The organism is Streptomyces olindensis (genome assembly GCF_040645895.1).
Lineage (GTDB): Bacteria > Actinomycetota > Actinomycetes > Streptomycetales > Streptomycetaceae > Streptomyces > Streptomyces olindensis.
In genome coordinates this window covers 12,575-37,842 of sequence record NZ_JBEYZD010000084.1, presented here as the reverse complement: position 1 = coordinate 37,842, position 25,268 = coordinate 12,575, and the positions used below count along the sequence as shown (strand labels likewise).

Below are 25,268 nucleotides of genomic sequence, written 5' to 3'. Positions count from 1 at the left end.
GTGGTGATGCCGATGCCGACCATGGACAGGACCAGGTGGAGGAACGCCCGCTGCCCTTCGTCCAGGCCCAGTCCGTACTGGCGTCCCGACAGGGCGTCGAAGTGGGCCTGCGCACCGTCGATGGTGTCGATGACGAGGGCGCGGCGCACGGCCGGGACCGCCAGGATCGTCCGTTCCTCGACGAGCGCCTGGACGGCGGCCCGGGCGCGGGACGACTTCGCCGTGCGCAGGAGTTGCTCGCCCAGCCGCTGCAGCTCGTCGGTTTCGGTGTCGGGTGCCTTCGGTTCGGTGTTGGTCATACCGATGCCCCCAGGCGCCCGTGAGTGACACGGCGGGCCGCGGCGGCGCCCGCGCGAGCTCTCCGGTACTCCTCGTACAGCGTGGCTTCTTCCTCGCAGGGGAGCCTGGCGTTCGCTCCGTCGTCGTCCACGGTGCGGCAGGTGGGGCATCGCAGGCAGTGGTCTGCCAGGCGCATGAACGCCCTCTGCTCGGGGGTCTCGGCCACTCCGGCGCTGACGGTCTCGTAGTGCTCGCACAGAGCGATCAGGACGCGGGCGAGTCTCCGGGCGTACATGACGCTGCCGACCAGCGGGGCGAAGTTCAGCTCCGGCGCGCGGAGTTTGCCGCGTGCCTCGCCGACGCAGTACATGGCGCCGTAGCGGGTGACGCTGTTCTCCGGCAGACGTCCGGCCGCCTCCTCGACCTCGGGCAGCAGCACCTCGAGGTGGCCGCACAACGTGGCGGTGAGCGTCTCCAGTTCACCACCGGCCGGCGGCAGTACGTCCGGGCCGAGGACGCGCCGCGCGGTCTCGCGCATCGTGGCGATGTCCGGCGGGGCCTCCTCCCGCTCTGCCTCTGCGGGGGGCGGGACGGTAGCTTGTCGCACGTCGACTCCTCAACCAGTCGGCCGAGCCCCGGGGCCGTGTCAGCGGTCGCCGGGGCGCTTGTCCGGCTATGGAATCGCCGAGCTACACAGAGTGACAGGGGCGTTGCGTCCCAGTTTTCCGACGCTATTCGCTGACTCCGAGGAACTCCGCCAACGGTCCTAGCCCCGGGGGGTGGTTGGGGAGCGCCCACAGATCACGCACGATCGCCACGGCCAGCGTGTGGTGCTGCATCCAGGTCGGCGCCACGCGGCGCAGGGATTCCAGGGTCTTCACCGCCCCAGCCGCGTCCCCGATATCCGTGTGGGCGCGGGCGACGTCCAGCAGCAGCCATGTCCGCCAGGACGGCGGGGTGTCCTTACTGAGCCGCATGCCCTTGGCGAGCGACAGCGCGTCATGCGGGTGCCCGTACTGGACGGCAAGCCGAACGCGTTCGATCCGGACCGATGAAGGGCTGAACACGCTCACCATGCGGTTGTCGCCCCCCTGAGGGAGCTTCGAAAGGCGAGCGGCCTCCTTCTCCGCTGTCTCCATCATCTCCGCTGCCCGGTCGTAGTCGCCGCTCCGTGCGGCCGACGTGGCGGCACTCATGGTGAGGGCACCCCAGACCTTCAACCCGTCGACGGTGCCGTCAAGACCCTCTTCAACCATGTCGGCAGCGGCTCGGAGCGCGATACTCAACGCGTCCTCCAGACGCCCCTGCCGCTGGTAGGTCCATGCCATGGAGTTGACGACCATGGGAAGCAGAAGGGGGTCGGACGACTTCCCAGCGGCGTCTATCGCCCGCTCCAAGCTCGTCAGAGCGAGGTCGGTCTTCCCCATACGCACCGCGACGTGCCCGGCGAGCTGAAGAGCCTTGCCCAGAGCCGCGAACCCAGCACGGCGGTCGTGGTCTTCGCCCCACGCCGTCGCCGTACGCGCGTCGGAGATCAAGTCCGGGAGGGACTTCATCACCGCGTCGAACTCGGCGGCGTGATACTGCGTCCAGCCGTCTGCGATCTGCCCGCGAAGCTTGTCCAGGGTGAAGTCAGGCCCTGGCACTTCCGGTTCGGGCCCCCAGAGCACAGGCATGATGGCCCGCCGCACGGCCACAAAACGTGGTCCATCGCTCTCGCCAGTCGAGGAGACCGCGGGTGGATCGCCCAGCAGTGTGGTCAGTTCCACACCCAGGCCGTTGGCCAAGGCGTGCAGCGTGGGCAGCCGCGCCGAGTGCTTACGGCGCTGCTCAAGCTGACGGATCACGTCGAGAGACACGCCCGAACGGTCGGCCAGTTCCTCCTGGGTCAGGGAGGCCAGCCGGCGTAGGCGTCGGAGAGTGCGCCCGAGGTCGTCTTTCGCCACGTTGTCACGGTACGCCGCCGGAGCAGCGGGGGAGCGTGGGCCGCCGAGTTCTCGTTGTCGAAGGTCTCGCCGGGTGAGGTAGAAGGGCGGCATGGATACCGCCGTACTTGAACAGATGCTGGACGAGGCCTTCGATCACGCTGTCGTGCACCACGGATACGCCAACTACATGCGCGACTACGAGGTCATCGTCTACGCGACGGCTGATCCCCGCACCGGCATCGCGCCGGCCCACCTGCGGTATCTCTTCAGGTACTGCGTCGAAGCGCGGTGCGAGACGTCGGTGCCGGCTGAGACCTGGCGGGTCTCACTGGACGACCGGCTCATCGACCACGAAACCGGTGCCGATCTCGACGGATACGTCTGGGGTGTGAAATGGCACTGCCTTTACCCAGGAGCCAAGCTTCTCCCTGCGTCGGAGGCGACGCGACGCTGGTCCAAGGCCCTCGGGATCGACTTTCACGAGGTGCGCATTGAGACCAATGCGCACAACCTGACCTTGCTCTTCTCCGACCTTCAGGTGAGCGAGGTCCAGGTGGGATACGCACCGTTCGTCGTTAAGTAGCGAAACCGGCTGTGGTCGGCCGACGGCACCATCGTGCGGGCACATCAGCACGCCGCCGGCGCCCGGACCGAACCATCGTCGGCTCCCACCTCAAAGGGGGACGCAGCGGCGGAACATCAGGGCGAAACGCCGTGGCTGTCCCTGATCGTCACACCGGGACAGCGGGCGGACTGCGCGCAGGTCAAGCTCGTGGTGGGGAAGACTCACGTCCCTCGGATCGGGCCGGGCAGGCCGCGCAAGAAACCAGACAGCCTCGCGGCGGACAAGGCTTACAGCAGCGGTCCGTGCCGCGAGTGTCTGCGGCACATGGGCGTCCGGGCGATCAACCGGCTCAAGCTGCCAGACCAGTGGCCACCCGCAGCACCCGTCATCTGGCTCCGCACATGATCGGCCGGACAAGTCCTAGGCGCCGCCCAGTACCGCCACGCACGTGTCGTCGCGTACCGGGCGGGCCGCGCTTCCCGCGTCGCGGAGGATCACCGCGGCCACCACCGCCGGGTCGCGGGTCAGGAGGGTGTCGTCGTCGGGTGGTGTCCAGCGGGCGGGCAGGCCGTCGCTGTGCAGGACGAGCAGGCTGTCGGCGTGCCACGGCTCGTGCTGCACGGGCACGGTCACCGGGGCCTGCGCGCCCACGATGCCGGGCTGGGACAGCAGCGCCCTCCAGGTGCCGTCGGTGCGCAGCCGGGCGCCGATGTTGCCGATGCCGGAGAAGGCCAAGCGGCCGGACGTGAGGTCGAGTTGGGCCACCGCCGCGGCCGCGCCCCGGGTGCGGCGCAGGGGTCCGCCCAGGTGCCGCAGGATCTCGGCGGGGGGCCGGTCGGCCACCCCGCGCAGTTCGGTCACCGCCGAGGTGGAGGCCTCGGCGGCCTTGGCGCCGTGGCCGAGGCCGTCGGCGAGCAGGAGGGTCAGGCGGTCGCCGTCGTGCACCCACCCCCAGGCGTCGCCGGAGTGCTCGGCCCGGCCGAGCGGGACGTTGACGCCGCCGACGCGCGGGCGCGGCGGGGCGACCCCCCGGACGGCGGGGTCGTGGTCGATGCGGGCCATGGCCACGGTGCCCCGGCCGGGCGCGCTGTGCAGGTCGAAGGCGTTCGCTATGCGCCGGCACGTGCCGAGGCCGGCGCCCAGGGAGGCGGCGGTGCTGTAGCCGTCGCGCATGGCCTGGGCGACGTCCGGGATGCCCGGGCCGTGGTCCAGCGACAGCAGCTGCACGGCCGTACGCCGGCCGTCCGCGCGGGCGCTGTCGACCAGGTTGATCAGGACGCGCCCGCCGTCCGCGTGCCGCAGCAGGTTGGTCGCCAGCTCCGTCGCCACGAGGGCGGCGGTCGCGGTGCGGTGCGGTCCCAGGCCGGCGCGGGCGCTGGCCTCCTCGGCCGCCACCCGCACGTCCCGCACCCGGGTCGAGTCGTCCACCGGAACGTCCCACACCTCGCTCATCACACCTCGCTCATCACGGCGGTCCCGGCCAGGAGGGCGGTACGGCTGTGGCCCAGGCGGTGACGGTGACGGTGGTCCCCTCACCCGGCCGGCTGTCCACGTCGAACTCGTGGACCAGCCGCTTGGCGCCGCTCAGGCCCAGTCCGAGCCCGCCGCCGCTGGTGTAGCCGTCGGTCATCGCCTGGTCCAGGTCGCGGATGCCGGGGCCGGTGTCGACGAAGGCCAGCCGCAGACCCTGTGACTGCCCGGTGTCCAGCGGGGTGAGCCGCACCTGGCCGCCCCCGCCGTGGACGAGGGTGTTGCGGGCCAGTTCGCTCGCCGCGGTGACCAGCTTCGTCTGCTGCACCAGGCCGAAACCGAGCTCGGCGGCGGCCTGCCGGACCTGCTGCCGCACCCAGGCCAGGTCGGCGTCCGAGCCGATCGGCAGGGTCGCCGGGGCGGCGTGGCGGGCGGCCGGCATCACGGACTCCCCCCACCCGGGCGGGCGCCGAGCAGCTCCATCGCGCGTTCGACGTCCAGGGCCGTCCGCATGCCGGGCAGGGTGAGTCCCAGCTCGACCAGGGTGATCGCCACCGCCGGGCGCATCCCGGCCAGCACCGTACGGGCGGCCAGCAGGCCGGCGCCGGCGGCGATCTCGGCGAGCACCCGGCCCAGGAAGGAGTCGACGATCTCCACCCCGGAGATGTCGATCACCACACCGGTCACCCGGGTGTGCGAGATCCGGTCCGTGACGTCCTGCTGGAGCTGCTCGGCCATCCCGTCGTGCAACTCCCCCTGGAGGGTGACCAGCAGGACGTCGCCGAGCTGCAGGACCGGCACGGCGAAGCCGTGTCCGCCCAGGGGGCCGATCCCTGCGGCCCCGGTCACCGCACGTCCGCGTCGGCCGTCGGGGCCGCGCCGGCCGCCGCCACCGGCCCGATCCCCACGCCCTGCCGGCTGAGCGCGTAGGCCAGGGCGTCCGCCAGGCTCGCGCGCGTGAGGACCGTGCCGAGGTCGATGCCCAGGTGCACTATGGTCTGCGCGATCGCGGGCCGGATGCCGGAGACGATGCACTCGGCGCCCATCAGCCGCGCCGCCGCCACCGTCTTCATCAGGTGCTGGGCGACCAGCGAGTCGACCGTGGGCACGCCGGTGATGTCGAGGATGGCGTACCGGGCGCGCTCGGCGACGATCGCGTCCAGCAGGCTCTCCATGACCACCTGGCTGCGCGCGCTGTCGAGCGTGCCGATCAGCGGGACGGCGACCGTGCTGTCCCACAGCTTGATCACCGGGGTGGCCACCTCGTGCAGTTGCTCGCGCTGGCGGGCGATCACCTCCTCGCTCGCGCTGACCGTCGTCTCCATCACGACCAGGCGCAGCGTGCCCATGAGCACGGTGAGCGCCACGACGCACTCCACGGCCTCGGGGCCGTTCGGGTCCTCGAACTCGGCGCGCAGCAGCTCGACCGCCGGCTCGCGCAGGGCGGCCACCTCGCGTGCCACCCCGTCCGGGTCGGTCCCCGTCCGGGCGCGGGAGGCCGCCATCCGCCCCAACTGGTCGCGCACCGCCTCGAATCCGGACGCCCGGATGTCCTCCAGCCGCCCAGAGGCCGCCACCGCGGCCAGCGCGGCGGTCACGGCCCTGCCCGCCTCCACCGCCTCGTCGCGTGAGACGGTGAAGACCGTGCGGAACAGCGCGGCGTCCGCCCATCGCTGGGCGATCTGCTCCCGGCGCCGTTCCAGGAAGGCGCTCACCTGCTGCGCGGCCGGCTCCTGTTCCGCGTTCTCTTCCGACAACGACACCGACACCTGCATCGCTCCCTTGCACGGGCCGGACCGAGGTCGCGCGACGGCGCCTCAGCCGTTACTTGCCATATGACAAACATTAGTGCCGACGTACGACACCACCAAACACCTTCTCTTCCAGGCCCTCTGACCTGCGCTTGCCCCGTCCCTCAACGGCCACGCCAGTCCAGGCAGACCACCAGGGCGTCGTCGTCCGGGACGGGTCTGCCGCGGTGGCCGGTCAGCTCGCGCAGGATGGCCCGGGGCACCTCGGCGGCCGGCAGCAGCCGGGTCGACTGGATCGCCCGGGCCAGAGCGGTGTCGCCGTACGCCTCTCCGCGCGGCGACGCGACGCCGTACACCCCGTCGCTGACGAAGACCAGCCGGTCGCCCGGCTCGACCCGGAACTCCTGGGCCACGTAGTCGGTCTCCTCGAACATGCCGAGCGGCAGCTGCGCCTCGAAGTCCACCCGCTCCACCGCGCCCTGACGCAGCCGCAGCAGTTGCGGGGACCCGGCGTCCACGGCCCGGACCCGGCCGGTGGCCAGCTCGAAGTCGAGCATGAGCACGGACAGGTAGCAGCGGCCCCGGTAGTGGGCGTACACCGCCTGGTCGGCCAGGGCGGCCTGGTCGGCCAGGGGGAGGCCGGCCCGGCGCGCGTTGCGCAGGGCGTTGATCGCCAGGTTCGTCAGCAGGGAGGCCTCTATGCCCTCGCCCATGCCGTTGGTGACGTAGAGGCTGAGCCGGTCGGCCGTGGCGGACCAGTCGAAGTTGTCGCCGAAGATCGCGTACGCGGGCTCCAGTTGCGCGCCCAGCTCGTACTCGGGGCGGACGCAGGAGCGGCCCGGCAGCAACTGCCACTGCATCTCGGCGGCGAGGGTGAGCCGGTCCTTGCGGCGGGCCTGGAGATACAGGTCGGTGTCCCGCTCGGCCACGACCACCTCGTGCCCGAGGACCTGGGCGATCTCGGCCAGTTCGCCCAGGCAGCCCTGGGCGTGCTCGCCGCCCGGCAGGGTCACCGTCAGCACGCCGAGGCGGTCGCCGCGCACGGTGACGGGCAGATGCGCGCGGACGAGGTCGCCCGGGAGCGTCTCCACGTACGGCTCCTGCGCGCCGAAGGCCCGGCCCGCCGGGCTGTTGTGCACGGGCACCGGCTGGAGGGTGTGCGGCAGCACGGACACCGGCTGCAGCACGGTCAGTCCGTAGTCGGCCAGGTACAGCTCGACGGAGTCCGCCGCGTACTGATCGGTCAGTACACGACGGACCGCGTCCAGCAGTTGGTGGGGCGCCGCCGTGCGCAGGGCGCGCTCGGCGGCGACGAATCTGTTCACGATCGCGGTCACGATGGTCGAAACACCAATCCTTGGTCGGTCGCCGACGGGTTGCCGGCGGGTCGCTGATGGGTCGCTGATGGGTCGCCGACGGGCGCTGATGGGTCGCCGGGGGAGGGCCCCCGGTGCCGCCGTCAGATACGTCAGATACGTCAGATACGTCAGACACGGGTGATGGGGTGCGGGGCGTCTGCCACGGGGCGTCCGCCACCGTTATGGGTGCGGGTCATGGGGTGGTCGTCCGGCCCGGGGCGCCCCGTGCGAGGCGTCCCGTGCGGGGTATCGCGTACGGGACCTCGCGCAGGGGGCCTCGCGGGTGCGGCCGATGGCGTGGTGGAGGGCCGTGGTCTTGGGCCGGCGCCGACCCGGCCCGCCGCGTGCCTAGTACGCTGACGGCCATCCCGGTGCCTGCGAGAGTGTGACTGTGACTTCCCACCGACCCCGCCCTGAGCCAGCAGAGGTCGCCCGTGTGACCTCCACGGCGGCGGAGTTGCTGGAGGTCCTGTGGGGCCGGGCCTCGACGGCGCCGGCGTCCGCGTCCCAGCTGCGCGTGCTGCTCATCCTGGAGCACCACGAGGGCATCAACCTGCGCACGCTCGCCGACTCCCTCGCCTCCACCCCGCCCTCGACCAGCCGGCTCTGCGACCGGCTCCAGGCGGCCGGGTTCGTCGAGCGCGTGGTCAGTCCCGTGGACCGGCGCGAGGTGCGCCTGCAGCTCAGCGGCCGCGGCCGGGCCTTCCTGGCCGATCTGCGGGTGCGCCGGGAGCAGGCCCTGCGCGCGGTGCTCGACCAGATGCCCGCCGCCAAGCGGGTCGCGCTGCTGCAGGGGCTGGAGGCGTTCTGCGACGCGGCGGCGGCCCAGATACACGACGACTCCGACGACTCCCGCGCGTCCGGCACCCGGACTGCCTGAACTGCCCGCCGCCGCACCGGGTCGGCCCTTCCGGTTCCTTCCCAACGCCCTTCGGGCAGGGCTACTGTGTTGCCTCGCGGCTATAGTTGTCAAACGACAACTGTCCGTTCCGGGAGTCCCTCGGCCTCTTCCTTCCCGTCGCACCGCCCCACCCTCCTGCCCGTACCGTCCCAGCACGCTTGCGGGTACCCCGACACCGCCCCGACCTGCGTCGACTGTGGTCAACGTCTCGACGGGGCGAGCGCGGGGCATGAGCCGGGCGAGTGCGGGTAGCGGCGCTGGAGGTGGCCTGTCGGGGGACCGGAGCGGGCCGGAACTACGAGGGAGGGCCCGTGACGACGACCATGCGCATCGGCACGACGACGGATTCCGGCATCGGCACCGGCGAGGTGCTGCCGCAGATCGCGGAGCCTCAGAAGCTCACCCCCCAGGACGCGCGCGAGCTGACCGGACAGTTCCTCGACCGGCTCGCCGTGCTGGAGGAGGGCACGCCCGAATACCAGTACGCGCGCAACACGCTCATCGAGATGAACATGTCGCTCGTGCGGTTCGCGGCGCGCCGCTTCCGCAGCAGCGGCCAGTCGATGGACGACGTCGTGCAGGTCGGCGTCATCGGGCTGATCAAGGCCATCGACCGGTTCGAGGTCTCCCGCGAGGTGCAGTTCACCAGCTTCGCCGTGCCGTACATCATCGGCGAGATCAAGCGCTTCTTCCGTGACACGTCCTGGGCCGTGCATGTGCCGCGCCGCCTGCAGGAGGCCCGTACGGAACTCGCCAAGGCCACCGAGGAGCTGGGCTCCCGCCTCGGCCGCGCGCCGAAGGTCGCGGAACTGGCGGCGCTGATGAACCTGTCCGAGGAGGAGGTCGTCGAGGCCCAGATCGCGGCGAACGGCTACCTGTCCTCCTCCCTCGACGCCGCGGTCAGCGGTGACGCGGAGGAGAGCGAGGCGACGCTCTCGGAGTTCATCGGCGAGGAGGACCCCGCCCTGGAACTCGTCGAGGACTTCCACGCCTTGGCCCCCCTGGTCGCCGAACTCGACGAACGCCAGCGGCTGATCCTCCACCTCCGCTTCGTGGAGGAACTCACCCAGGCGGAGATCGGCGCCCGCCTCGGCATCTCCCAGATGCATGTGTCCCGGCTGATCTCGCGGACGGTGGCGCGGCTGCGCTCGGGGATGCTGGCGACGGGCTGAACCGACAGGCCTCTGCTGCCGGGCAGCCCTCAGCCGCCCGGCAGCCCGTCGCCGTCGTCGGTGCGGGGAGCCGTTCCGTCCCGGGCCGCGAGGAACCCGCGCAGGCCCCTGCTCAGCGCCGCCCGTTCGGCCGGCCGCATCGCCGCCAGGGCCGTGGCCAGGGCCGCTGCCCGGCGGTCGGCGACGTCGCCCAGCACGTGCCGGGCGTGCGCGGTGAGCAGCAGGCGTACCTCGCGGCGGGTGTCCGGGTGCGGGACGCGCTCCAGGAGGCCCGCCGCCGCCAGGCGGTCGCAGAGCCGGCTGGCCGTGGGGAGGCCGATGTCCAGCCGGTCCGCCAGAGCCGTGAGGTTCAGGCCGGGCGCCGCGTGCAGGATGCGCAGTGCCCGCAGCTGGTGCGGGGACAGCCGCAGGGACGCCTCCTGGGCGGCGACCGACCACAGGTCCGTCAGGCTCTCCACGGCAGCGGCGATCTGCGCCGCGACGGCCTCCGGGCCGTCGTCCGGTCTCCTCGCCCGGTGGTCGCCAGGGCCGCCGAGATCGGTCACGAAACGATCACTTTCCATAAGCTCCGGGTACAGCGGAGGTCGCCCTCTTGCAAAAGGCTGTACCCGATGAGCCGAGGAGCAAGCAGTCCCGATCGGCGCTCCGGCGGATCAGCCGGCGCTGAGCTCCGTCAGCGCGGCGAGCGGCAGCGTGTGCTGGGTCTGCAGGACCTTGGCGCGCAGGTAGCGGACGTTGTGCGCGGTGGTGAAGACGCCGGTGGGGACGCGGTCGCGGACGTCGACGCCCAGCTCGCGCAACTGGCCCGCCTTGTCGGGGTTGTTGGAGAGCAGGTCCAGCTCGCCGATGCCCAGGGCCCGGAGCATCTGGGCCGCCGCGGTGTAGTCGCGGGCGTCCTCCGGCAGCCCCAGGGCCGCGTTCGCCTCGTACGTGTCCAGGCCCTGGTCCTGCAGCGCGTAGGCGTCGAGCTTGTTGTAGAGGCCGATGCCCCGGCCCTCCTGGCGGAGGTAGAGGAGCACGCCGCCGCGCTCGGCGATGCGCTCGACGGCCTCGCGCAGCTGGGGGCCGCAGTCGCAGCGGGCCGAGCCGAACACGTCCCCGGTCAGGCACTCGGAGTGCAGTCGCACCAGCGGGACCGGGCCCGGCTCGCCGAGGACGACGGCCACGTGCTCCTGGCCGTCGGCCAGGCCGTGGAAGGTGACGAGTTCGGCGTCGACCTCGTAACCGTCGTGGAAGCGCAGGGGGACCCGGACGCGGGAGCGCGGGGTGGCGATGACGGCGGGGGTGTCGGGCATGCGGGGCCTCCGGGTTCCGTTTCCTGTTCGGCTGCACAGCCGTACTGCTTCAGATTTGAAGCAGATCCACGACCGGAACCCTACTCTTGCTTTAAATTTGAAGCAACGGAAATACGGGACCGTGTGGCGCGCGTCACGAAGAGGCCTGCGGGGTTACGAAGAGGCCTGCGGGGTCATGAACAGGCCGACGCGGCTACGAACAGGCCGACGCGGCTACGAACAGGCCGACGCGGCTACGAACAGGCCGACGCGGCTACGAACAGGCCGACGAAGCCCTCCGTCGCCACGGCACGTCGTCCGAGTCCGGCCGCGCCCCCTCCTCCTGGAGCCCCTGGGCGATCGCCGCGGAGATCTCCTCCAGCTGCCCCACCTGCTCCGCGCTGAGCCGGTCGAACAGGAAACTCCGCACGGTCTCGACGTGCCCGGGCGCCGCCCGCTCCAGGACGGCGAAGCCCTCGTCGGTCAGCGCCGCGATGCTGCCCCGCTTGTCGTAGCGGCAGGCCTCGCGCCGCACCATGCCGTCCTTCTCCAGCCGCGTCACCGCGTAGGTCAGCCGGCTGCGCGTGATCTTCAGCCGCTCGGCGAGGTCGGTCATGCGCAGCCGCCGTTCCGGGGACTCCGACAGGACGGACAGGATGGAGTAGTACAGGTGCGGCATGCCGGCGTCCTGCTGGAGCTGCCGGTCGATCGCGTCCTCCAGGAGCAGCGAGGCGGCGATGTAGGCGCGCCAGGCGCGCTGCTCCTCGGGGGTGAGCCAGCGAGTCGTCATGCCGCCAGTGTAGGTTTGTTTCAAACTTGAACCAAGCCCTGCCCAGTCCGCCGTCCCGACCAGCCGCGGAGCGTCGATGACCCACCCGTACGTCCTGCTGTCCGCCGCCGTCTCCCTCGACGGCTACCTGGACGACACCGGACCCGAACGCCTCCTGCTGTCCGGCCCGGCCGACTTCGACCGGGTCGACGAGGTCCGGGCGTCCGTCGACGCGATCCTGGTCGGCGCCGGCACGATCCGCGCCGACAACCCCCGGCTCCTGGTCAACTCCGGCGAGCGCCGCGCCGCCCGCACCGCCGCCGGCCAGCCGGAGTACCCCCTCAAGGTCACCGTCAGCGGCACGGGAGAGCTCGACCCGGACGCCCGCTTCTGGCACACCGGCGGCGAGAAGGTCCTCTACACCACCGACCAGGGCGCCGAGCGCGCCCGCGCCCTCGGCCTCGCCACCGACGTCGTCCCCCTCGGCCCCGGCCTCGACTGGCGGCGGCTCCTCACCCACCTGCACGACGTGCGGGGCGTACGGCGGCTCATGGTCGAGGGCGGTGGCCTGATCCACACCCAGCTCCTCACCCAGGGCCTGGCCGACGAACTCCAGCTGGTCCTCGCCCCGCTCTTCGTGGGCGACCCCGCGGCACCCCGCCTGTTCGGCCCGGGCGGCTACCAGTCCGGCCGGCTCCGGCTGCTGGAGACCCGGCGGATCGAGGACGTTGTCCTCATGCGCTACGAACCGACCGCCCCGGGCACCGGCCCCCTCCCGGCCGCCGCCGACCACCACTGGCTGGCCCGCGCCTGCGCACTGGCGGAGCGGTGCCCGCCCTCGGACACGGCGTTCAGCGTGGGCGCGGTGGTGGTCGCGGCCGACGGCACGGAACTGGCCCGCGGCCACTCCCGCGAGGGCGGCGACCCGGTCGTGCACGCCGAGGAGGCGGCCCTGGCCAAGATCGACCCGGCCGATCCGCGGCTCCCCGGCGCGACGGTCTACAGCAGCCTGGAGCCGTGCGCCCGCCGCGCCTCCCGTCCCGCGCCGTGCGCCCGGCTGATCCTCGACGCGGGCGTACGCCGGGTCGTCACGGCCTGGCGCGAGCCGGACACCTTCGTGGCTGCGGCCGACGGCAGCGGTGTCCTCGCCGCCGGGGGAGTGGAGGTCGTCGTCCTGCCCGAGCACGAGGAGCGGGCCAAGGCCCCGAACCACCACCTCTCGCACTGAGTGCGGGCCGATCGGCCCAACAGATCCTGCGCCCCCGCCGCCTCGCGGGTCACGCTGCCTCCGAGGCCCGGACCACGGAACGGAGGCGGTGGGCATGTGGGCGACGCGGCGACGACGTACGGCGGCGGTCCTGCTCGTACCCCTGCTCACCGCGCTCGCCCTCCTCGTCTCCTCCTGCGCCCCCGCCGGCCCGGACGCCCGCGCCATGGGCCCGGCCCTGCCCGAGGACACCCCCTTCACGCACCCCGGCGTCCTCGTCGACAGGGCCCAGCTGGACGCCGTCCGCGAGCACGTCACCGCCGGGAAGCAGCCCTGGCTGAAGGCGTACCTCGACATGCGGGACAGCAGGTACGGCTCGTACCGGCACCGGGCCGAGCCGTACGGCACCGTCGTCTGCCCGGCCGGTGACCTTCGGGGCCGCGGCTGCGCGGAGGAGCGCGCGGACGCCCTGGCCGCCTACACGCAGGCCCTCCTCTTCAGCGTCACCGGCCGGCGGCAGCACGCCGAGAAGGCCCGGCAGATCATGGACGCCTGGTCGGGCACGCTGCGCCGGCACACCGGGGCGAACGCCGCGGTGCAGGCCGGGTGGACCGGGTCGGTCTGGGCCCGGGCCGCGGAGATCGTCCGGCACACGCGCGGCGGGGGCTGGCCCGACGAGCGGGTCCAGCGCTTCGAGGGCATGCTGCGCACCGCCCATCTCCCCCAAGTCGCCGCGACGAACCCGGACTTCAGCGGGTCCTGGGACCTGGTGGCGACCGACGCGGTCATCGCCATCGCCGTCTTCCTCGACGACCACCGGGCCTTCGGCCACGCCCTGGAGCGCTTCCGGGAGCGCGTGCCCGCCTACTTCTACCTGGAGAAGGACGGCCTCTCCCCGCTCACCGTGCCGGGCTCCGGCGTCGCCACCCCGCAGCGGATGGCGTCGTACTGGTTCGGTCAGGCCATGTACCGGGACGGCGTCGCCCAGGAGACCTGTCGCTCCTTCCGGCACGTCGGCGCCTCCCTCGCCGCCACCGCCCACATCGCCGAGACGGCCTGGCACCAGGGCGTCGACCTCTACGGCGAGGTCAAGGACCGGCTGACGGCCGCGCTCGCCCTGCACGCCCGGCACGAACGGGGCGCACGGGCACCCACCTGGCTGTGCGACGGCCGCGTCGAGCCGGGCCTCGGGCCGCACCTGGAGGTCGCCCTCAACCACCTGGAGGGCCGCCTCGGCGCGCCAGTCCCGGCCGCCCGCGAGGTGGCCGCACGGGCCCGGCCCGCCGGCACCGACGGCCTGTTCACCGCCTGGGAAACCCTGACCCACGCGGGCGACCCGGGCGGCTGAGCAGCGGGTGTGCGCGAGCTGTCCCGCGGATGGCGTACACTGGTGTCACAACGACGCGGGGTGGAGCAGCTCGGTAGCTCGCTGGGCTCATAACCCAGAGGTCGCAGGTTCAAATCCTGTCCCCGCTACTGAAGGCCGAGGGCCGGAATCCGAAAGGGTTCCGGCCCTCGGTGCATTTCCCGGAACTCCCCCTCACTGTCGGTGAGCGAACCACGTCACTCCGCATAACAACTGACATACCGTCAGAACCCACGAGTCACTTGTGAGGCGGCCAACTCGCCCGATTTGGGCCGGTCATGGCAGGTAAGTCCGCGCGAAAAAGGTTAATGATCAAGTGGAATCGCTGGAATACACACCGCGCCTCCATTAACGTTCGATAACGCAGCGCGGTCGTCCCAGCCGTCACAGAAGGCGGCTCCGTGCGCACGCGCCGAATCCCGAAAGGGAACCGGGGAACCACCACTTGGGGTGAATCGGGCGAATGCCGCCGTGGAAGCACGGTCGGTATACGCGCGTAGGAGACCTTCCTGCTCCGAACCCGTCAGCTAACCCGGTAGGCGAGAAGGAAGGAAAGGAGTACGCCTACGTGGCGTCCAACCGGCCTGCCCCCGCGGCCCCGTTCGCGCAGGACCAGCGCGACACCGAGACCTTCGGCTACGGCGGTCAGCGCACCGACGAGGGCCCGTTCCAGGAGTGGAACCCCACCGCGGAGTCCATCCGTCCCGTCCGCGGCCGGCATCGCGTCACCAAGCAGCGCGGCGGAGGACTCGCCCGCAGCTCCACCGTCCTGGGCGTCGGCGTCATAGCCGCCGTGGGCGCCGGCGGCATGGCCAGCGCCCAGACCGGCAAGCCGCCGGTGTCGATCTCCGTGCCGGACCTGCCCTCGGTGGGTTCCCTCATCTCGGACGACGACACCCCCCAGGGCTCCGCTACTCCGCTCAGCAGCCTCGGCACCGCCACGGCGGACACCGAGCAGGGCGGCTCCGACGCCGGTGAGGCGCTGCGGGCCCGGATCATGGCCCAGGTCGAGCACCAGCAGGACCAGATCGAGACCAAGGCCGCCGAGGAAGCCGCGGCCGCCGCCGAGAAGGCCGCCAAGGAAGCCGCCGCCAAGGCGGAGCAGGAAGCCAAGGCCAAGGCCGCCGAAGCCAAGCGGAAGGCGGAGGAGGAGGCCCGGAAGAAGGCCGAGGCCGAGCGACTCGCCGCCCTCGCCAAGCAGTTCACGCTGCCGACCTCCTCGTACACCATCACCTCCAGCTTCGGCCAGGCCGGCGCCTACTGGTCCTCCGGCTACCACACGGGCCTCGACTTCGCCGCGCCCACCGGTACCCCCATCAAGGCGGTCCACAGCGGCACCATCACCGAGGCCGGCTGGAACGGCTCGTACGGCTACAAGACCGTCCTCACCCTCGATGACGGCACCGAGATCTGGTACGCGCACCAGTCCTCCATCGGCGTCAGCGTCGGCCAGAAGGTCAGCACCGGCGACGTCATCGGCCGCGTGGGCGCCACCGGCAACGTCACCGGAGCCCACCTCCACCTCGAGGTCCACGCCGCCGGCTCCTCCAGCGGCATCGACCCGATGGCGTGGCTCAGGGGCAAGGGCCTCAACCCGTAAGCAGACGCACGCCTGGCGGAGCACCGGTGGCCCTGACGACGCCCCCCCCGACGTCGGAGCCGCCGGTGTCCGCTGTCGGCGGCGGTGTTTACGGGAGTTTTGCGTCCACCGTGGAATGGGGCTCTCCCGTACGGTCGTTGACGCAGAGCATGACTTCTCTGCGCAAACTCGGCTCCTCCGACCTCGAGGTCTTCCCGCTCGCCCTCGGCGGCAACGTCTTCGGCTGGACCGCCGACGAGGACCAGTCGTTCGCCGTCCTCGACGCCTACACGGCCGCCGGCGGCAACTTCGTCGACACCGCCGACGTCTACTCGGCCTGGGCCGAGGGCAACCAGGGCGGCGAGTCCGAGACCGTCCTCGGCAAGTGGCTCCGGGCGCGCGGCAACCGCGCGGACGTCGTCGTCGCCACGAAGGTCAGCCAGCACCCCGACTTCCAGGGCCTGTCCGCCGCCAACATCAAGGCCGCCGCCGACGCTTCCCTGCGCCGCCTCGGCACCGACTACATCGACCTCTACTACACGCACTACGACCGGCCCGAGGTGCCGGTGGAGGAGATCATCGGCGCCCTCGACGAGCTGGTGAGGGCCGGGAAGGTGCGGCACATCGCCGCCTCCAACATCTCGGCGGAGCGGCTGCGGGCGTCCCTGGAGTTCTCCGACCGCGAGGGGCTCGCCCGGTACGTGGCCCTCCAGCCCCACTACAACCTGGTCTCCCGCGACACCTACGAGGGCGAGCTCCAGGACCTCGCCGAGCGGACCGGGCTCGCGGCCGTTCCGTACTACGCGCTCGCGTCCGGTTTCCTCACGGGCAAGTACCGGCCCGGTACGACCGTCGAGAGCGCTCGGGCGGGGGGTGCGGCCAAGCACCTGGAGACCGAGCGGGGGCGGCGGGTCCTCGACGCCCTCGACCAGATCGCCTCGGCGCACGACGTGCCCGTCGCCACGGTGGCGCTCGCCTGGCTCGCCGCGCAGCCGACCGTCGCGGCGCCGATCGCCTCCGCGCGGACGGTGGAGCAACTGCCCGCGCTGCTCGGCGTGGGGGAGCTGACGCTCTCGGACGCGGAGGTGGAACGGCTCACGGAGGCCTCTGCCTGAGGCAGCCCTACGGGGTGTCCCCCTAGGAGCGGTACGGGTTGTACGCGGGGTACGGCGTCGGCTGGTGGCCGTAGCCGTACACCCCGTACACCGGCCAGGGCGGAGCCGCCACCGGGACCGGAGGGGCCGTGATCCGGGCCGCGTGGTCCAGCGCGGGGCGGGCCGTGTCCCGGCGCCGCCACAGCTCGTCGAGGAGCTCCCGCTCCCGGACGACGAAGTCGGCACCGGCCCGGTCGCGGCGGGCCCGGTGCCGCAGGAAGGCCAGCGACGTCGCGTACGCCTCGTACCGCGCCACCTCCCGCGCCGCGGCCTTCCCGGCGTACCGCTGGGCGTACTGGCGGGCGATCCGCCGGGCCCGCATCGAGCCGAGCGCGTACGGCTCCGCCGGGGTCAGCCAGCCGGCCACGGCGTACGCGGGCAGCTCCTCCCGCACGGTCCTGAGCTCCCGCTGCCGCGTCCAGATCACCAGCCAGGTCAGCAGCCCGAAGATGGGCACCATGAACGCCGCGTACACGGCGAAGAAGCCGTACTCCCCGAACGCCGACGAGCCGTTCCACATCGCGTGCATGCCCATCGCGAGCAGCAGCCCGGTGAGCGGGAAGGCGACGCGGCGGACGGGCCCGCGGTCCGCCGAGAGCGCGGCGATGCCGAAGCCGATGCCGGTGAGGACGGTGAAGAGCGGGTGCGCGAACGGCGACATGACGATGCGCACGAAGAAGGTCGCCGCCGTGACGGAGGCGATGCCGGTGTGGCCGGCGAGCTGGTCGGTGCCGAAGGCGGTGCCCAGGTAGAGGATGTTCTCCGTGAACGCGAAGCCGGTGGCGGTGACACCGGCTATGACGACTCCGTCGACGATGCCGGTGAAGTCGCGGCGGCGGAAGAGGAAGACCAGTAAGACGGCCGCCGCCTTGGCCGACTCCTCCACGACGGGCGCTATGACGGTCGAGCCGAGCGTGTCCGCGCCGGCCGGGTCCGCGGTCGCCGTCGCTATCCATCGCGTCGCGAAGCTGTTGGCGACGATCGCTATCAGCGCCGCCGCGCAGGCGCCCCAGGCGAAGGAGAACACCAGGTTCCGCCAGGGGCCCGGCTCGACCCGGTCCAGCCAGCGGAACGCGGCTATGAGCAGGGGCACGGGGAGGACGGCCAGCCCGAGCCCGACCAGGAACCCTTCCGTGCCGGTCTCCTCGCGGACCAGGGCGAGGATGACGAGTCCGGAGAGCGTGAGGAGCGTGGTCAGCGCGCCGTAGCGCACCCAGGGGCGCTGCCACCAGTGGGCGTGCCGCAGGGTGCCGGCGGTGGGGACGCCGGCCGTGGGGGCGCTGGGGTACGACGGATGTGGGGGGCAGGTGGCCACGGCATTGACCCTAACGACGGAGGGGCGCTGTCCGCAGGCGGAGACGGCCAGGTGCGGTCAGGCGCCGGTGGGGGGCTGGTCCACGTGCTGTACGCGACGGAACAGGAGGTCGTTCACGACATGTCCCTTGTCCAGTCCCTGGCCCTCGAAACGGGTCAGGGGCCGGAAGTCGGGGCGCGCCGCGAAACCGCCGTCCGCCTGCGTGTTCTCGAAGTCGGGGTGCGCCGTGAGGACGTCGAGCATCTGTTCGGCGTACGGTTCCCAGTCGGTGGCGCAGTGCAGGACGGCGCCGGGCCTGAGGCGGGTGGCGGCCAGGGTCAGGAAGGCCGGCTGGATGAGCCTGCGCTTGTGGTGCCGCTTCTTGGGCCAGGGGTCGGGGAAGTAGACGCGCAGGCCGTCGAGGGAGTCCGGGGTGAGCATCTCGCGGAGCAGGATGATCGCGTCGCCGTTGGCGACCCGGATGTTGGACAGGCCGTTCCGGTCGGCGAGATTGAGCAGGTTGCCCTGGCCGGGGGTGTGGACGTCGACGGCGAGGATGTTGGTGGCGGTGTCGGCCGCGGCCATCTGCGCGGTGGCCTCGCCCATGCCGAAGCCGATCTCCAGGACGACGGGGTTGTCGTTGCCGAACAGCTCGGGCAGGTCGAGGGTGCGGCTGCCGTCGATGTCGAGGCCCCACTTGGGCCACAGCCGCTGCAGGGCGTCGGCCTGACCGGCTGTGACCCGGCTCCGCCGGGGCTGGAAACTCCGGATCCGCCGCTCGAAGTGCGACCCGGCGGGGTCGGCCTTCGGCCCGTCGGGGAAGCGCGGCTCTCCCTTGGCCCGGGTGCGCCGGAGGGAGACACCGGGGGTGTGGGGCGGGGGTGCGGGGGTGTTCGCGGAGTCAGACACAGTGAGGTCGATTTTACGGCCGTTGCGTGGGGGTGTGCGTAGCGCGTGACGCCAGGGGGTGCGCGTAGAGCGTGACGCGAGGGGTGCGCGTCTTTGCCTACGCCGGGTGGTGGGTCGGGGCCGCGCCGGGGGGTGTCCGTCCTCGGAACGGCGCGATGGGGTTGCGGACCGACTCGCTGTTCGTTGACGCGCCAACCGCTGCGGGCGGACACCCCCCGACACGGCCCCTTGCGTACGACGGCGGCTGCGGGCGCGTCTCGGCTGCCGCCGCAGACCCGTCGCCGCGGGGCCCGCCGCCTGGCTGCGGGCCGCCCGTCCCGCTTAGCTGCGGGCAATCGTGCCGCTAAGGGCGGCACCCGTCCCAAAGAAGCGGCACCCCGCTACGCCGGGCTGCGGACCCACCCGGCACCGGCCCCGGCGCCGAGCGCCCGGCATACTCACAGCGCCCTCAACGCCCTGCGTGCCACCTCCCTGCCGATCGGCAAGGACGCCGTAGCGGCAGGAGACGGCGCGTTCAGCACGTGCACCGTGCGCGGGCCCTCGCGGATCAGGAAGTCGTCCACCAGCGTGCCGTCCCGCAGGACGGCCTGCGCGCGGACGCCCGCCGCCGTCGGCACCAGGTCGGCCTCGGACACTCCTGGCAACAGCCTGCGCACCGCCTCCGTGAACGCCCCCTTGGACAGGGAGCGGCGCATCTCGCCCGCCCCGTACCGCCAGTGCCGGCGGGCGATCCGCCAGGAGCCGGGCCAGGCCAGCGTCGACCCCAGCTCGCGCCAGCGGACCGTGCCCCATCCGTAGCCCTCGCGGGCGAGGGCCGGCACCGCGTTGGGGCCGATGTGGACGCTCCCGTCGATACCGCGCGTGAGGTGCACCCCGAGGAAGGGGAACGCCGGATCGGGGACGGGGTACACCAGCCCCCGGACCAGCTCCGGGCGGGCCAGCTCGTAGTACTCGCCCCGGAACGGTACGATCCGCGCCTCCGGCTCGTCCCCGGTCAGCCGGGCGATCTCGTCGCAGTGCAGGCCCGCGCAGTTCACCAGGACCCGCCCGCGTACGACGTCCCCGGCGGCCGTGAGCACCGCGACGCCCCGCTCGGGGCGGCGGTCGACGCGGACGACCCGCGTGCCGTACCGGATCTCCGCCCCCGAGCCGTGGGCCAGCTGGCGCGCGACCGCGACGAAGTCGCAGATGCCGGTCGTGCCGACGTGTATCGCGGCGAGGCCCCGGACCTCCGGCTCGTACTCCGCGATCTGGGGCGCGCCCAGCTCCCGCACCGGAATGCCGTTCTCCCGGCCGCGCTGCACGAGCGCGTGCAGCCGGGGCAGCTCGGCGCGGTCGGTCGCGACGATCAGCTTGCCGGTGACCGCGTGCGGGATGCCGTACTCGGCGCAGAACTTGACCATCTCGGCGGCGCCCCGCACGGCGTAGCGCGCCTTGAGGGAGCCGGGGCGGTAGTAGATGCCGCTGTGGATGACGCCGCTGTTGCGGCCGGTCTGGTGCCGGGCCGGGCCCGGTTCCTTCTCCAGGACGGTGACACGTGTGCCCGGTGCGGCGCGTGTGATCGCGTACGCCGTCGACAGGCCGACGATCCCGCCGCCGATCACCAGCACGTCACAGTCGTATGCGGTCCGCACCCGCACCACCTCCCGCTACCGATAGTGCACTGCGCCACTGACAGCGCCTTCAAACGCGGAGCCGGGCAGGAGTCAGGTACATGCTCAGGCAGGGGTCATCAGCAGCGGCCGGGCACGCTCGCGGAGCTCGACCACCCGTGGCTCGTCCCCGTACGGCTCCAGCCGGTGGAGGAGGTCCTTCACGTATTCCGTCGTGCGGGCCGACGAGATGCGCCCGGCGACCTCCACCGCCCGCACCCCCTGCTCGCACGCCGCGTCCAGGTTTCCCGACTCCAGCTCGGCCACGGCCGACACGACCAGGCGCAGGCCGTGCGAGCGGACGAACTCCTCCGTCGGCTTCGACAGGGCCTGCTCCGTGAAGCGGCGGACCTGGCGGGGTGCCTTCAGGTCGCGGTAGCACTCGGCCGCGTCGGCGCAGAAACGGTCGTAGGAGTAGAAGCCGAGCCAGCTCGGGTCGTTGTCGCCGGGGCGGGCCCGCTCCAGCCAGCTCTCGGCGGCCTTCAGGGCGCCCCCGGCCGCCTGGGCGTCGCCGGCACGCGCGTGTGCCCGGGCCTCGACGAGGCGGAAGAAGCTCATCGTGCGGGCCGTGGCCAGGCCGCGGTTGCGTTCCAGGGCGGCCTGGGCGAGGTCCACGCCCTCGTCGCCGAAGCCGCGGTAGGTGGCCTGGAGGGACATGGAGGCCAGGACGTAGCCCCCGAGGGGGACGTCCGCCGCCGCGCGGGCCAGGCGCAGGGCCTGGATGTAGTAGCGCTGGGCCGCTTCCTGCTGGCCCGTGTCGAAGGCCATCCAGCCGGCGAGCCGGGTGAGTTCGGCGGAGGCGCCGAAGAGGGCCCTGCCGACCTCGTCGGAGTAGGAGCCGAGCAGGAGCGGGGCGGCCTCCACCCTTAAGCACTCGGGGACCATGGACGATCGCCAGTCGCCGCCGCCGTACTTGGAGTCCCAGCGTCGCGCGTCCTCGGCGGCCTCCCGCAGCTTCTGCACATCGCTGTGGCCGACTTTGAGCGGTGCGCCGGAGCCCTCACCGGGGCCCACGTCACGCGCGACCGAACTGTCGGCCGGGGTTATCAGCCATCGTGAGGCGGGCGTCGCGTACGCGCTCACCGCGAACGATCCGGCGAGCGACTGCCAGATGCCGCCCGACCCGGCGCGGCGGCCCGCGAGGTCGAGGCGGTACAGCTCCGTCGCCGACTTGACCGCCTGGCCGACGTCCCGCGGGAAGGCGAGGCCGACTTCGGGCGCGGGGTCGGCGTCCGCCAGGCCGATCTCGTGGAGCGGGACCGGGCGGCCGAGCTTCTGGCCGATGGCGGCGGCGATGAGATGCGGCGCCGCACCCTGCGGCACCATGCCCTTCGACACCCAGCGCGCCACCGACGTCTTGTCGTAGCGAAGCGTCAGTCCTCGCTGAGCGCCAAGGTCGTTGACGCGCCGCGCGAGGCCTGCGTTGCTGATTCCCGCGAGGGCGAGAACGGCGCCGAGTTTTTCGTTCGGCCCGCGTTGCTCCCTGGACATGCGCCACCCCTCGACACAGACGGCTGCCGCGCTGGCATAACCACGCGGCATTCGTAAACCCAGCGTAGTTCGCCGCATCCCAAGCGTTAAGGGGCATTGTTCCGGTTGGCGGGATTGTGGTCCGTACTGAAGTGCGGTTCAGATACAGCCAGTTGCGGCGTGCTCCCGCTGTGTGGCCGTGCGCCCGTCCGTGCGCTCTACTCCGGCCACCACGGGAGCGGTTCCATGGTCCTCGCGTGGGTCGGCCCGCTGTACTGGATCCAGTGGGCTGGGGGACACCGCCGCCTCCATCCCCGCGGGCGGCGGAACGGTCCGGGAGGCGCGCCTCGTCTCCCGGACTGCGCGACCGCGCGGTGCCGCGCGCAGCCTGTACGGAGAGTGTTCGACGCTGCGCGCGTAGCAGCGATTTGGCCGAAAATCGACCCTGCCGTTCGCGGGGTATCAGGGCCGCGACCACGGCAGTTGAGGGCGCATCGGGCGTGCTAGGGGCGCGTATCGGGGGCGCATTCGCTTCGCAGTCGCACAGGAGACATGTCGCTGGCGGGCCTTGCCCCGTGGCCGGATGGTCGCGTAGCGGTGCCGCGGCCGCGCTCTTCCTCTTCCCTTCTCTTCGGGTCGCCCCGTCGTGTGCCGTACGGGAGTTCGGTGCATTGCCGGAGGCATGAGCGGCTCCGCCGGGGCGCATTCGGCGGAGCGCAAGCGGCGCGGGCACCCTCTGGAGCGCTTCCTTCATGGCAGCATGGTGAACCGGTTCGTACGGTGCACTGGTTGTCCACAGCCTGTGGAGGCGGCGATGCGGTGGTTGGTGGGGTGGAGCAGCACCGCCGCGGGAGCCGTCGCTGCCGGTTCGGCGGGGGCCACCGGGCACGACGGTGAGACCCTGCACCCGGTGGGTTCCCAACTCCTGTGGGGCGACCCCGATCCCCTGTGGGCCGTCGGCGACTGGCGCCCCGACGAGGTGCGGGTCGTGGCGGCCGACGACCACACCCGTATCGCCGTCCTCGGCATCTGCGGCGCCACCGACGAGCAGCTGCGCGTCGCCCTGTTCGCCGCGCGCGGCGGGGCACTTCGGCACCTGACCGCCTGGTCCGGGAGCTACACCGCGATCGTGCAGGTCGGCAGGCGGATCACCGTCTGCGGTGATCTCGCGGGCGCGCGGCCGGTGTTCCACACGCCCTGGGCCGGCGGCACGGCGTACGCGACGGCCGCGCTGCCGCTGGCCGACCTCATCGAGGCCAACCTCGACTTCGGGCACCTCGCCGCGCTGCTGGCCGCCCCTGACGTGCCCGCGGCGCTCCACGACTCCACGCCGTACGACGGCGTGAAGCGCATTCCGCCGGGGCATGCCCTCATCCTGCGCGCCGGGGCGCGGGAGGTCGCCGGGTACGAGCCCGTCGCCTCGCTGGCGGTCGCGGCTCCCCCGGCCGATCCCGACAGCGCGGTCGACGCCGTGCGCGACGCCCTCGTGGAGGCCGTACGGACGCGGCTGTCCGCGCCGCGGCACGTCCCCGGGGCGGACATCGACCCCGGGCCCGTGCCCGGCATGGGACCCGCCGAGCGGCGTGCCGCGCGCGGGATGCCGGTGCCGGGGATCGGGGCCGACCTGTCCGGCGGGCCGGCCTCGGGGACGCTGGCGCTGCTGGCCGCGGGGCTGCCCGGGATGCCGGGCACCGTGCTGGGGCACGGCACGGGCGCGGGGGAGCGGCTGCTGGCCGTCACGTTCAACGACCTCGCCGTCGCGGGGCGCGAGGCCGAACTGGAGCGGGCCGGGGCGCTGGCGGCGAACCCGCGGCTGCACCACGTCGTCGTGGCGGGCGGCGAGGAGACCCTGCCCTACGCCGACCTGGACGGTCCGCTGACCGACGAACCCGGGCCGTCCCTGGTGTCGGCGGCCCGGCACCGGGCGCGGCTGGCGTCCGGCAGCGCGGACCACTTCACGGGATACGGCGCGCGTCAGGTCCTGGACGCCCACCCCGCGCGCCTGGCCGACCTGCTGATGGACCGCAAGCGGCGCCACCTGGTCCGGCCGGTCGCCGCGCTGGCCAAGGCGGACGGCTCGGTGCTGGTCCCCGCGCGCGTGTACGCGGCGGCGCGGCGACTGTCCCGTACGCCGTACCGGGCGGGGCTGGAGTCCCTGGCCGAGCGCCTGCTCGACCACCGGTCCGACGACGGGCTGGATGCGCCCGGCGGGGCGGTGGAGGCCTCGCTCGCCGCGCTGACCTGGGGCAGACCCGGGCCGGCGGCGCGCTGGCTGACCGGTGAGGCGCTCGCTGAAGTATCGGTTCGCCTTCAGGCGTCGACGCACCGGTCGGAACTGGTGGGGCCGGGGCAGCGCCCGGGCGACTTCCGCGCGCGGGCGACGCTGGCGCGGCACGCGGCGGACCTGCGGGTGCTGGAGCAGGCCGCGGAGATCCGCTTCCAGCGGCTGCACGCGCCGTTCCTCGACAACCAGGTCGTACGCGCCGCGCGGGCGCTGCCCGAGGCGCTGCGGGTGCGGCCGGGGGCCCGGGCGGCGATCCTGCGGACGGTGCTGGAAGGGGCCGGGGTCCGGGAACTGCCGGCCGGGTGGGGCGCGCCGACCCAGGGGATGGCGGCGGCCGCGGCGCGTACGGGGCTGAGGGTGGCGGCGGACTCGCTGGTCACGCTGTTCGACACGCCGCTGCTGGCGGAGGCCGGGCTGGTCGAGGCCCGGGTGGTCCGCAAGGCCCTGCGGGGTGCGGCGGCGGGCGAGCCCCTCCCCCTGGACGGCCTCGCCGACCTGGTCTCGCTGGAGCTATGGCTCCGCCGCCTGCTGGCCCGCCGCGGCACGTGCTGGACGGGGACACCGGCGCGGCAACGAGCGGTACCGGCGGGGATCGCGCCGCAGCGGGGGGCGTTGGGGGCCTCTGCCTCCGGCGGTTGAGCCGGGGGGCTTGTGGTGGGCTGTGGCTGCTTCGGTGGGGGTGCGCGTCTTCGCCTGCGCCGGGTGGGTGGGTCGGGGCCGCGCCGGGGGGTGTCCGTCCTCGGAACGGCGCGATTGACCCTTTTACTGACTGACTGGTGTTGACGCGCCAACCGCTGCGGGCGGACACCCCCCGACACGTCCCCTTGCGCCGTCTGGCGGGTGCGGGCGCGTCTCGGCTGCCGCCGCAGATCCGCCGCCGCGGGGC

The 25,268-nt window shown here is 72.8% G+C and carries 24 protein-coding genes, 1 tRNA gene and 1 riboswitch; of the genes, 10 read left to right on the top strand and 15 right to left on the bottom strand.

Going from position 1 to position 25,268, the window contains the following annotated elements:
- The 3 genes from ABZ948_RS35415 to ABZ948_RS35405 all read right to left on the bottom strand — a co-directional run.
- Positions 1 to 299, bottom strand: a 299-nt coding sequence (locus ABZ948_RS35415) for a hypothetical protein (protein WP_359766655.1), incomplete at its 3' end; no start/stop codon positions are given.
- Positions 296 to 886, bottom strand: coding sequence for a DUF6415 family natural product biosynthesis protein (locus ABZ948_RS35410; RefSeq protein WP_359766653.1), 591 nt, complete (start codon positions 884 to 886; stop codon positions 296 to 298). The genes ABZ948_RS35410 and ABZ948_RS35415, both read right to left, overlap by 4 nt.
- 124 nt (positions 887 to 1,010) lie before the next feature.
- Positions 1,011 to 2,225, bottom strand: a complete 1,215-nt coding sequence (locus tag ABZ948_RS35405; protein ID WP_359766651.1) for a helix-turn-helix domain-containing protein — start codon at positions 2,223 to 2,225, stop codon at positions 1,011 to 1,013.
- Positions 2,226 to 2,316: 91 nt separating this feature from the next.
- Here ABZ948_RS35405 and ABZ948_RS35400 point away from each other — a divergent pair, with 91 nt between their 5' ends.
- Complete coding sequence (locus ABZ948_RS35400; protein ID WP_359766649.1) at positions 2,317 to 2,790, top strand: YxiG-like protein; 474 nt, start codon at positions 2,317 to 2,319, stop codon at positions 2,788 to 2,790.
- A 9-nt stretch (positions 2,791 to 2,799) separates the two neighbouring features.
- Complete coding sequence (locus ABZ948_RS35395) at positions 2,800 to 3,177, top strand: transposase (RefSeq protein ID WP_359766661.1); 378 nt, start codon at positions 2,800 to 2,802, stop codon at positions 3,175 to 3,177.
- Positions 3,178 to 3,192: 15 nt separating this feature from the next.
- Here the strand turns inward: ABZ948_RS35395 and ABZ948_RS35390 are convergent, their stop codons facing one another.
- The 5 genes from ABZ948_RS35390 to ABZ948_RS35370 form a co-directional block, all read right to left on the bottom strand.
- Positions 3,193 to 4,224: a SpoIIE family protein phosphatase gene (locus ABZ948_RS35390; protein ID WP_359766647.1), complete on the bottom strand. Its 1,032-nt coding sequence runs from the start codon at positions 4,222 to 4,224 to the stop codon at positions 3,193 to 3,195.
- A 13-nt stretch (positions 4,225 to 4,237) separates the two neighbouring features.
- Positions 4,238 to 4,684, bottom strand: a complete 447-nt coding sequence (locus ABZ948_RS35385) for an anti-sigma regulatory factor (protein WP_359766645.1) — start codon at positions 4,682 to 4,684, stop codon at positions 4,238 to 4,240.
- Positions 4,684 to 5,091 (bottom strand): STAS domain-containing protein, encoded by a 408-nt coding sequence (locus ABZ948_RS35380; RefSeq protein ID WP_359766643.1) that lies wholly within the window; start codon positions 5,089 to 5,091, stop codon positions 4,684 to 4,686. The genes ABZ948_RS35385 and ABZ948_RS35380 overlap by 1 nt, the downstream gene beginning before the upstream one ends.
- Positions 5,088 to 6,005, bottom strand: a complete 918-nt coding sequence (locus tag ABZ948_RS35375) for an STAS domain-containing protein (protein WP_435857744.1) — start codon at positions 6,003 to 6,005, stop codon at positions 5,088 to 5,090. The genes ABZ948_RS35380 and ABZ948_RS35375 overlap by 4 nt, the downstream gene beginning before the upstream one ends.
- 152 nt (positions 6,006 to 6,157) lie before the next feature.
- A complete protein-coding gene (locus ABZ948_RS35370) occupies positions 6,158 to 7,318 on the bottom strand; it encodes a PP2C family protein-serine/threonine phosphatase (RefSeq protein WP_359766639.1) in 1,161 nt (386 codons plus the stop codon).
- A 469-nt stretch (positions 7,319 to 7,787) separates the two neighbouring features.
- Between ABZ948_RS35370 and ABZ948_RS35365 the strand changes: the two genes are divergently transcribed.
- Positions 7,788 to 8,231: a MarR family transcriptional regulator gene (locus tag ABZ948_RS35365; RefSeq protein WP_359766638.1), complete on the top strand. Its 444-nt coding sequence runs from the start codon at positions 7,788 to 7,790 to the stop codon at positions 8,229 to 8,231.
- Positions 8,232 to 8,575: 344 nt separating this feature from the next.
- The gene (locus ABZ948_RS35360; protein WP_359766659.1) at positions 8,576 to 9,424 is read left to right on the top strand and encodes an RNA polymerase sigma factor SigF; all 849 of its coding nucleotides are present in this window, start codon (positions 8,576 to 8,578) and stop codon (positions 9,422 to 9,424) included.
- Between the two features lie 29 nt (positions 9,425 to 9,453).
- Here the strand turns inward: ABZ948_RS35360 and ABZ948_RS35355 are convergent, their stop codons facing one another.
- From ABZ948_RS35355 to ABZ948_RS35345, 3 genes are all read right to left on the bottom strand, one after another.
- Positions 9,454 to 9,969, bottom strand: a complete 516-nt coding sequence (locus tag ABZ948_RS35355; RefSeq protein ID WP_359766636.1) for a MarR family winged helix-turn-helix transcriptional regulator — start codon at positions 9,967 to 9,969, stop codon at positions 9,454 to 9,456.
- Between the two features lie 108 nt (positions 9,970 to 10,077).
- Positions 10,078 to 10,719 carry a GTP cyclohydrolase II gene (locus tag ABZ948_RS35350; RefSeq protein WP_359766634.1) on the bottom strand — a complete coding sequence of 214 codons (642 nt, stop codon included), beginning with the start codon at positions 10,717 to 10,719 and terminating at the stop codon, positions 10,078 to 10,080.
- A gap of 253 nt (positions 10,720 to 10,972) precedes the next feature.
- Positions 10,973 to 11,488 (bottom strand): MarR family winged helix-turn-helix transcriptional regulator, encoded by a 516-nt coding sequence (locus ABZ948_RS35345; protein WP_359766632.1) that lies wholly within the window; start codon positions 11,486 to 11,488, stop codon positions 10,973 to 10,975.
- 76 nt (positions 11,489 to 11,564) lie between these two features.
- Between ABZ948_RS35345 and ABZ948_RS35340 the strand changes: the two genes are divergently transcribed.
- The 5 genes from ABZ948_RS35340 (at position 11,565) to ABZ948_RS35320 (ending at position 16,734) form a co-directional block, all read left to right on the top strand.
- On the top strand, positions 11,565 to 12,695 hold the full coding sequence (locus ABZ948_RS35340) for a dihydrofolate reductase family protein (protein WP_359766630.1): 1,131 nt from the start codon (positions 11,565 to 11,567) through the stop codon (positions 12,693 to 12,695).
- A gap of 94 nt (positions 12,696 to 12,789) precedes the next feature.
- Complete coding sequence (locus tag ABZ948_RS35335; protein ID WP_359766628.1) at positions 12,790 to 14,022, top strand: alginate lyase family protein; 1,233 nt, start codon at positions 12,790 to 12,792, stop codon at positions 14,020 to 14,022.
- A 54-nt stretch (positions 14,023 to 14,076) separates the two neighbouring features.
- Positions 14,077 to 14,150: transfer RNA gene (locus ABZ948_RS35330), tRNA-Met, on the top strand.
- 290 nt (positions 14,151 to 14,440) lie between these two features.
- A riboswitch (cyclic di-AMP (ydaO/yuaA leader) is annotated at positions 14,441 to 14,597 on the top strand.
- An 11-nt stretch (positions 14,598 to 14,608) separates the two neighbouring features.
- A complete protein-coding gene (locus tag ABZ948_RS35325; RefSeq protein ID WP_359766626.1) occupies positions 14,609 to 15,640 on the top strand; it encodes a M23 family metallopeptidase in 1,032 nt (343 codons plus the stop codon).
- Between the two features lie 149 nt (positions 15,641 to 15,789).
- The gene (locus tag ABZ948_RS35320; protein WP_359766624.1) at positions 15,790 to 16,734 is read left to right on the top strand and encodes an aldo/keto reductase; all 945 of its coding nucleotides are present in this window, start codon (positions 15,790 to 15,792) and stop codon (positions 16,732 to 16,734) included.
- A 22-nt stretch (positions 16,735 to 16,756) separates the two neighbouring features.
- Here ABZ948_RS35320 and ABZ948_RS35315 read toward each other — a convergent pair whose 3' ends face one another.
- The 4 genes from ABZ948_RS35315 to ABZ948_RS35300 form a co-directional block, all read right to left on the bottom strand.
- Positions 16,757 to 18,088, bottom strand: coding sequence for a PrsW family intramembrane metalloprotease (locus ABZ948_RS35315; protein WP_359766622.1), 1,332 nt, complete (start codon positions 18,086 to 18,088; stop codon positions 16,757 to 16,759).
- Between the two features lie 57 nt (positions 18,089 to 18,145).
- The gene (gene trmB, locus ABZ948_RS35310) at positions 18,146 to 18,976 is read right to left on the bottom strand and encodes a tRNA (guanosine(46)-N7)-methyltransferase TrmB (RefSeq protein WP_359766620.1); all 831 of its coding nucleotides are present in this window, start codon (positions 18,974 to 18,976) and stop codon (positions 18,146 to 18,148) included.
- 437 nt (positions 18,977 to 19,413) lie between these two features.
- Entirely contained in the window at positions 19,414 to 20,616 is a 1,203-nt protein-coding gene (gene lhgO / locus ABZ948_RS35305; RefSeq protein WP_359766618.1) for an L-2-hydroxyglutarate oxidase, read from the bottom strand.
- A 78-nt stretch (positions 20,617 to 20,694) separates the two neighbouring features.
- Complete coding sequence (locus tag ABZ948_RS35300) at positions 20,695 to 22,119, bottom strand: NsdA family TPR-like regulatory protein (RefSeq protein WP_359766616.1); 1,425 nt, start codon at positions 22,117 to 22,119, stop codon at positions 20,695 to 20,697.
- A 793-nt stretch (positions 22,120 to 22,912) separates the two neighbouring features.
- Between ABZ948_RS35300 and ABZ948_RS35295 the strand changes: the two genes are divergently transcribed.
- Positions 22,913 to 25,021 carry an asparagine synthase-related protein gene (locus ABZ948_RS35295; protein WP_359766614.1) on the top strand — a complete coding sequence of 703 codons (2,109 nt, stop codon included), beginning with the start codon at positions 22,913 to 22,915 and terminating at the stop codon, positions 25,019 to 25,021.
- The last annotated feature ends 247 nt before the right edge of the window (positions 25,022 to 25,268 follow it).

Bases quoted from the DNA above. Each gene is read 5' to 3' on its own strand.
- ABZ948_RS35400 (WP_359766649.1), top strand. From the start codon at position 2,317: ATGGATACCGCCGTACTTGAACAGATGCTGGACGAGGCCTTCGATCAC.
- ABZ948_RS35390 (WP_359766647.1), bottom strand. From the start codon at position 4,224: ATGAGCGAGGTGTGGGACGTTCCGGTGGACGACTCGACCCGGGTGCGG.
- ABZ948_RS35385 (WP_359766645.1), bottom strand. From the start codon at position 4,684: ATGCCGGCCGCCCGCCACGCCGCCCCGGCGACCCTGCCGATCGGCTCG.
- ABZ948_RS35360 (WP_359766659.1), top strand. From the start codon at position 8,576: ATGCGCATCGGCACGACGACGGATTCCGGCATCGGCACCGGCGAGGTG.
- ABZ948_RS35350 (WP_359766634.1), bottom strand. From the start codon at position 10,719: ATGCCCGACACCCCCGCCGTCATCGCCACCCCGCGCTCCCGCGTCCGG.
- ABZ948_RS35345 (WP_359766632.1), bottom strand. From the start codon at position 11,488: ATGACGACTCGCTGGCTCACCCCCGAGGAGCAGCGCGCCTGGCGCGCC.
- ABZ948_RS35340 (WP_359766630.1), top strand. From the start codon at position 11,565: ATGACCCACCCGTACGTCCTGCTGTCCGCCGCCGTCTCCCTCGACGGC.
- ABZ948_RS35335 (WP_359766628.1), top strand. From the start codon at position 12,790: ATGTGGGCGACGCGGCGACGACGTACGGCGGCGGTCCTGCTCGTACCC.
- ABZ948_RS35320 (WP_359766624.1), top strand. From the start codon at position 15,790: ATGACTTCTCTGCGCAAACTCGGCTCCTCCGACCTCGAGGTCTTCCCG.
- ABZ948_RS35300 (WP_359766616.1), bottom strand. From the start codon at position 22,119: ATGTCCAGGGAGCAACGCGGGCCGAACGAAAAACTCGGCGCCGTTCTC.
- ABZ948_RS35295 (WP_359766614.1), top strand. From the start codon at position 22,913: ATGCGGTGGTTGGTGGGGTGGAGCAGCACCGCCGCGGGAGCCGTCGCT.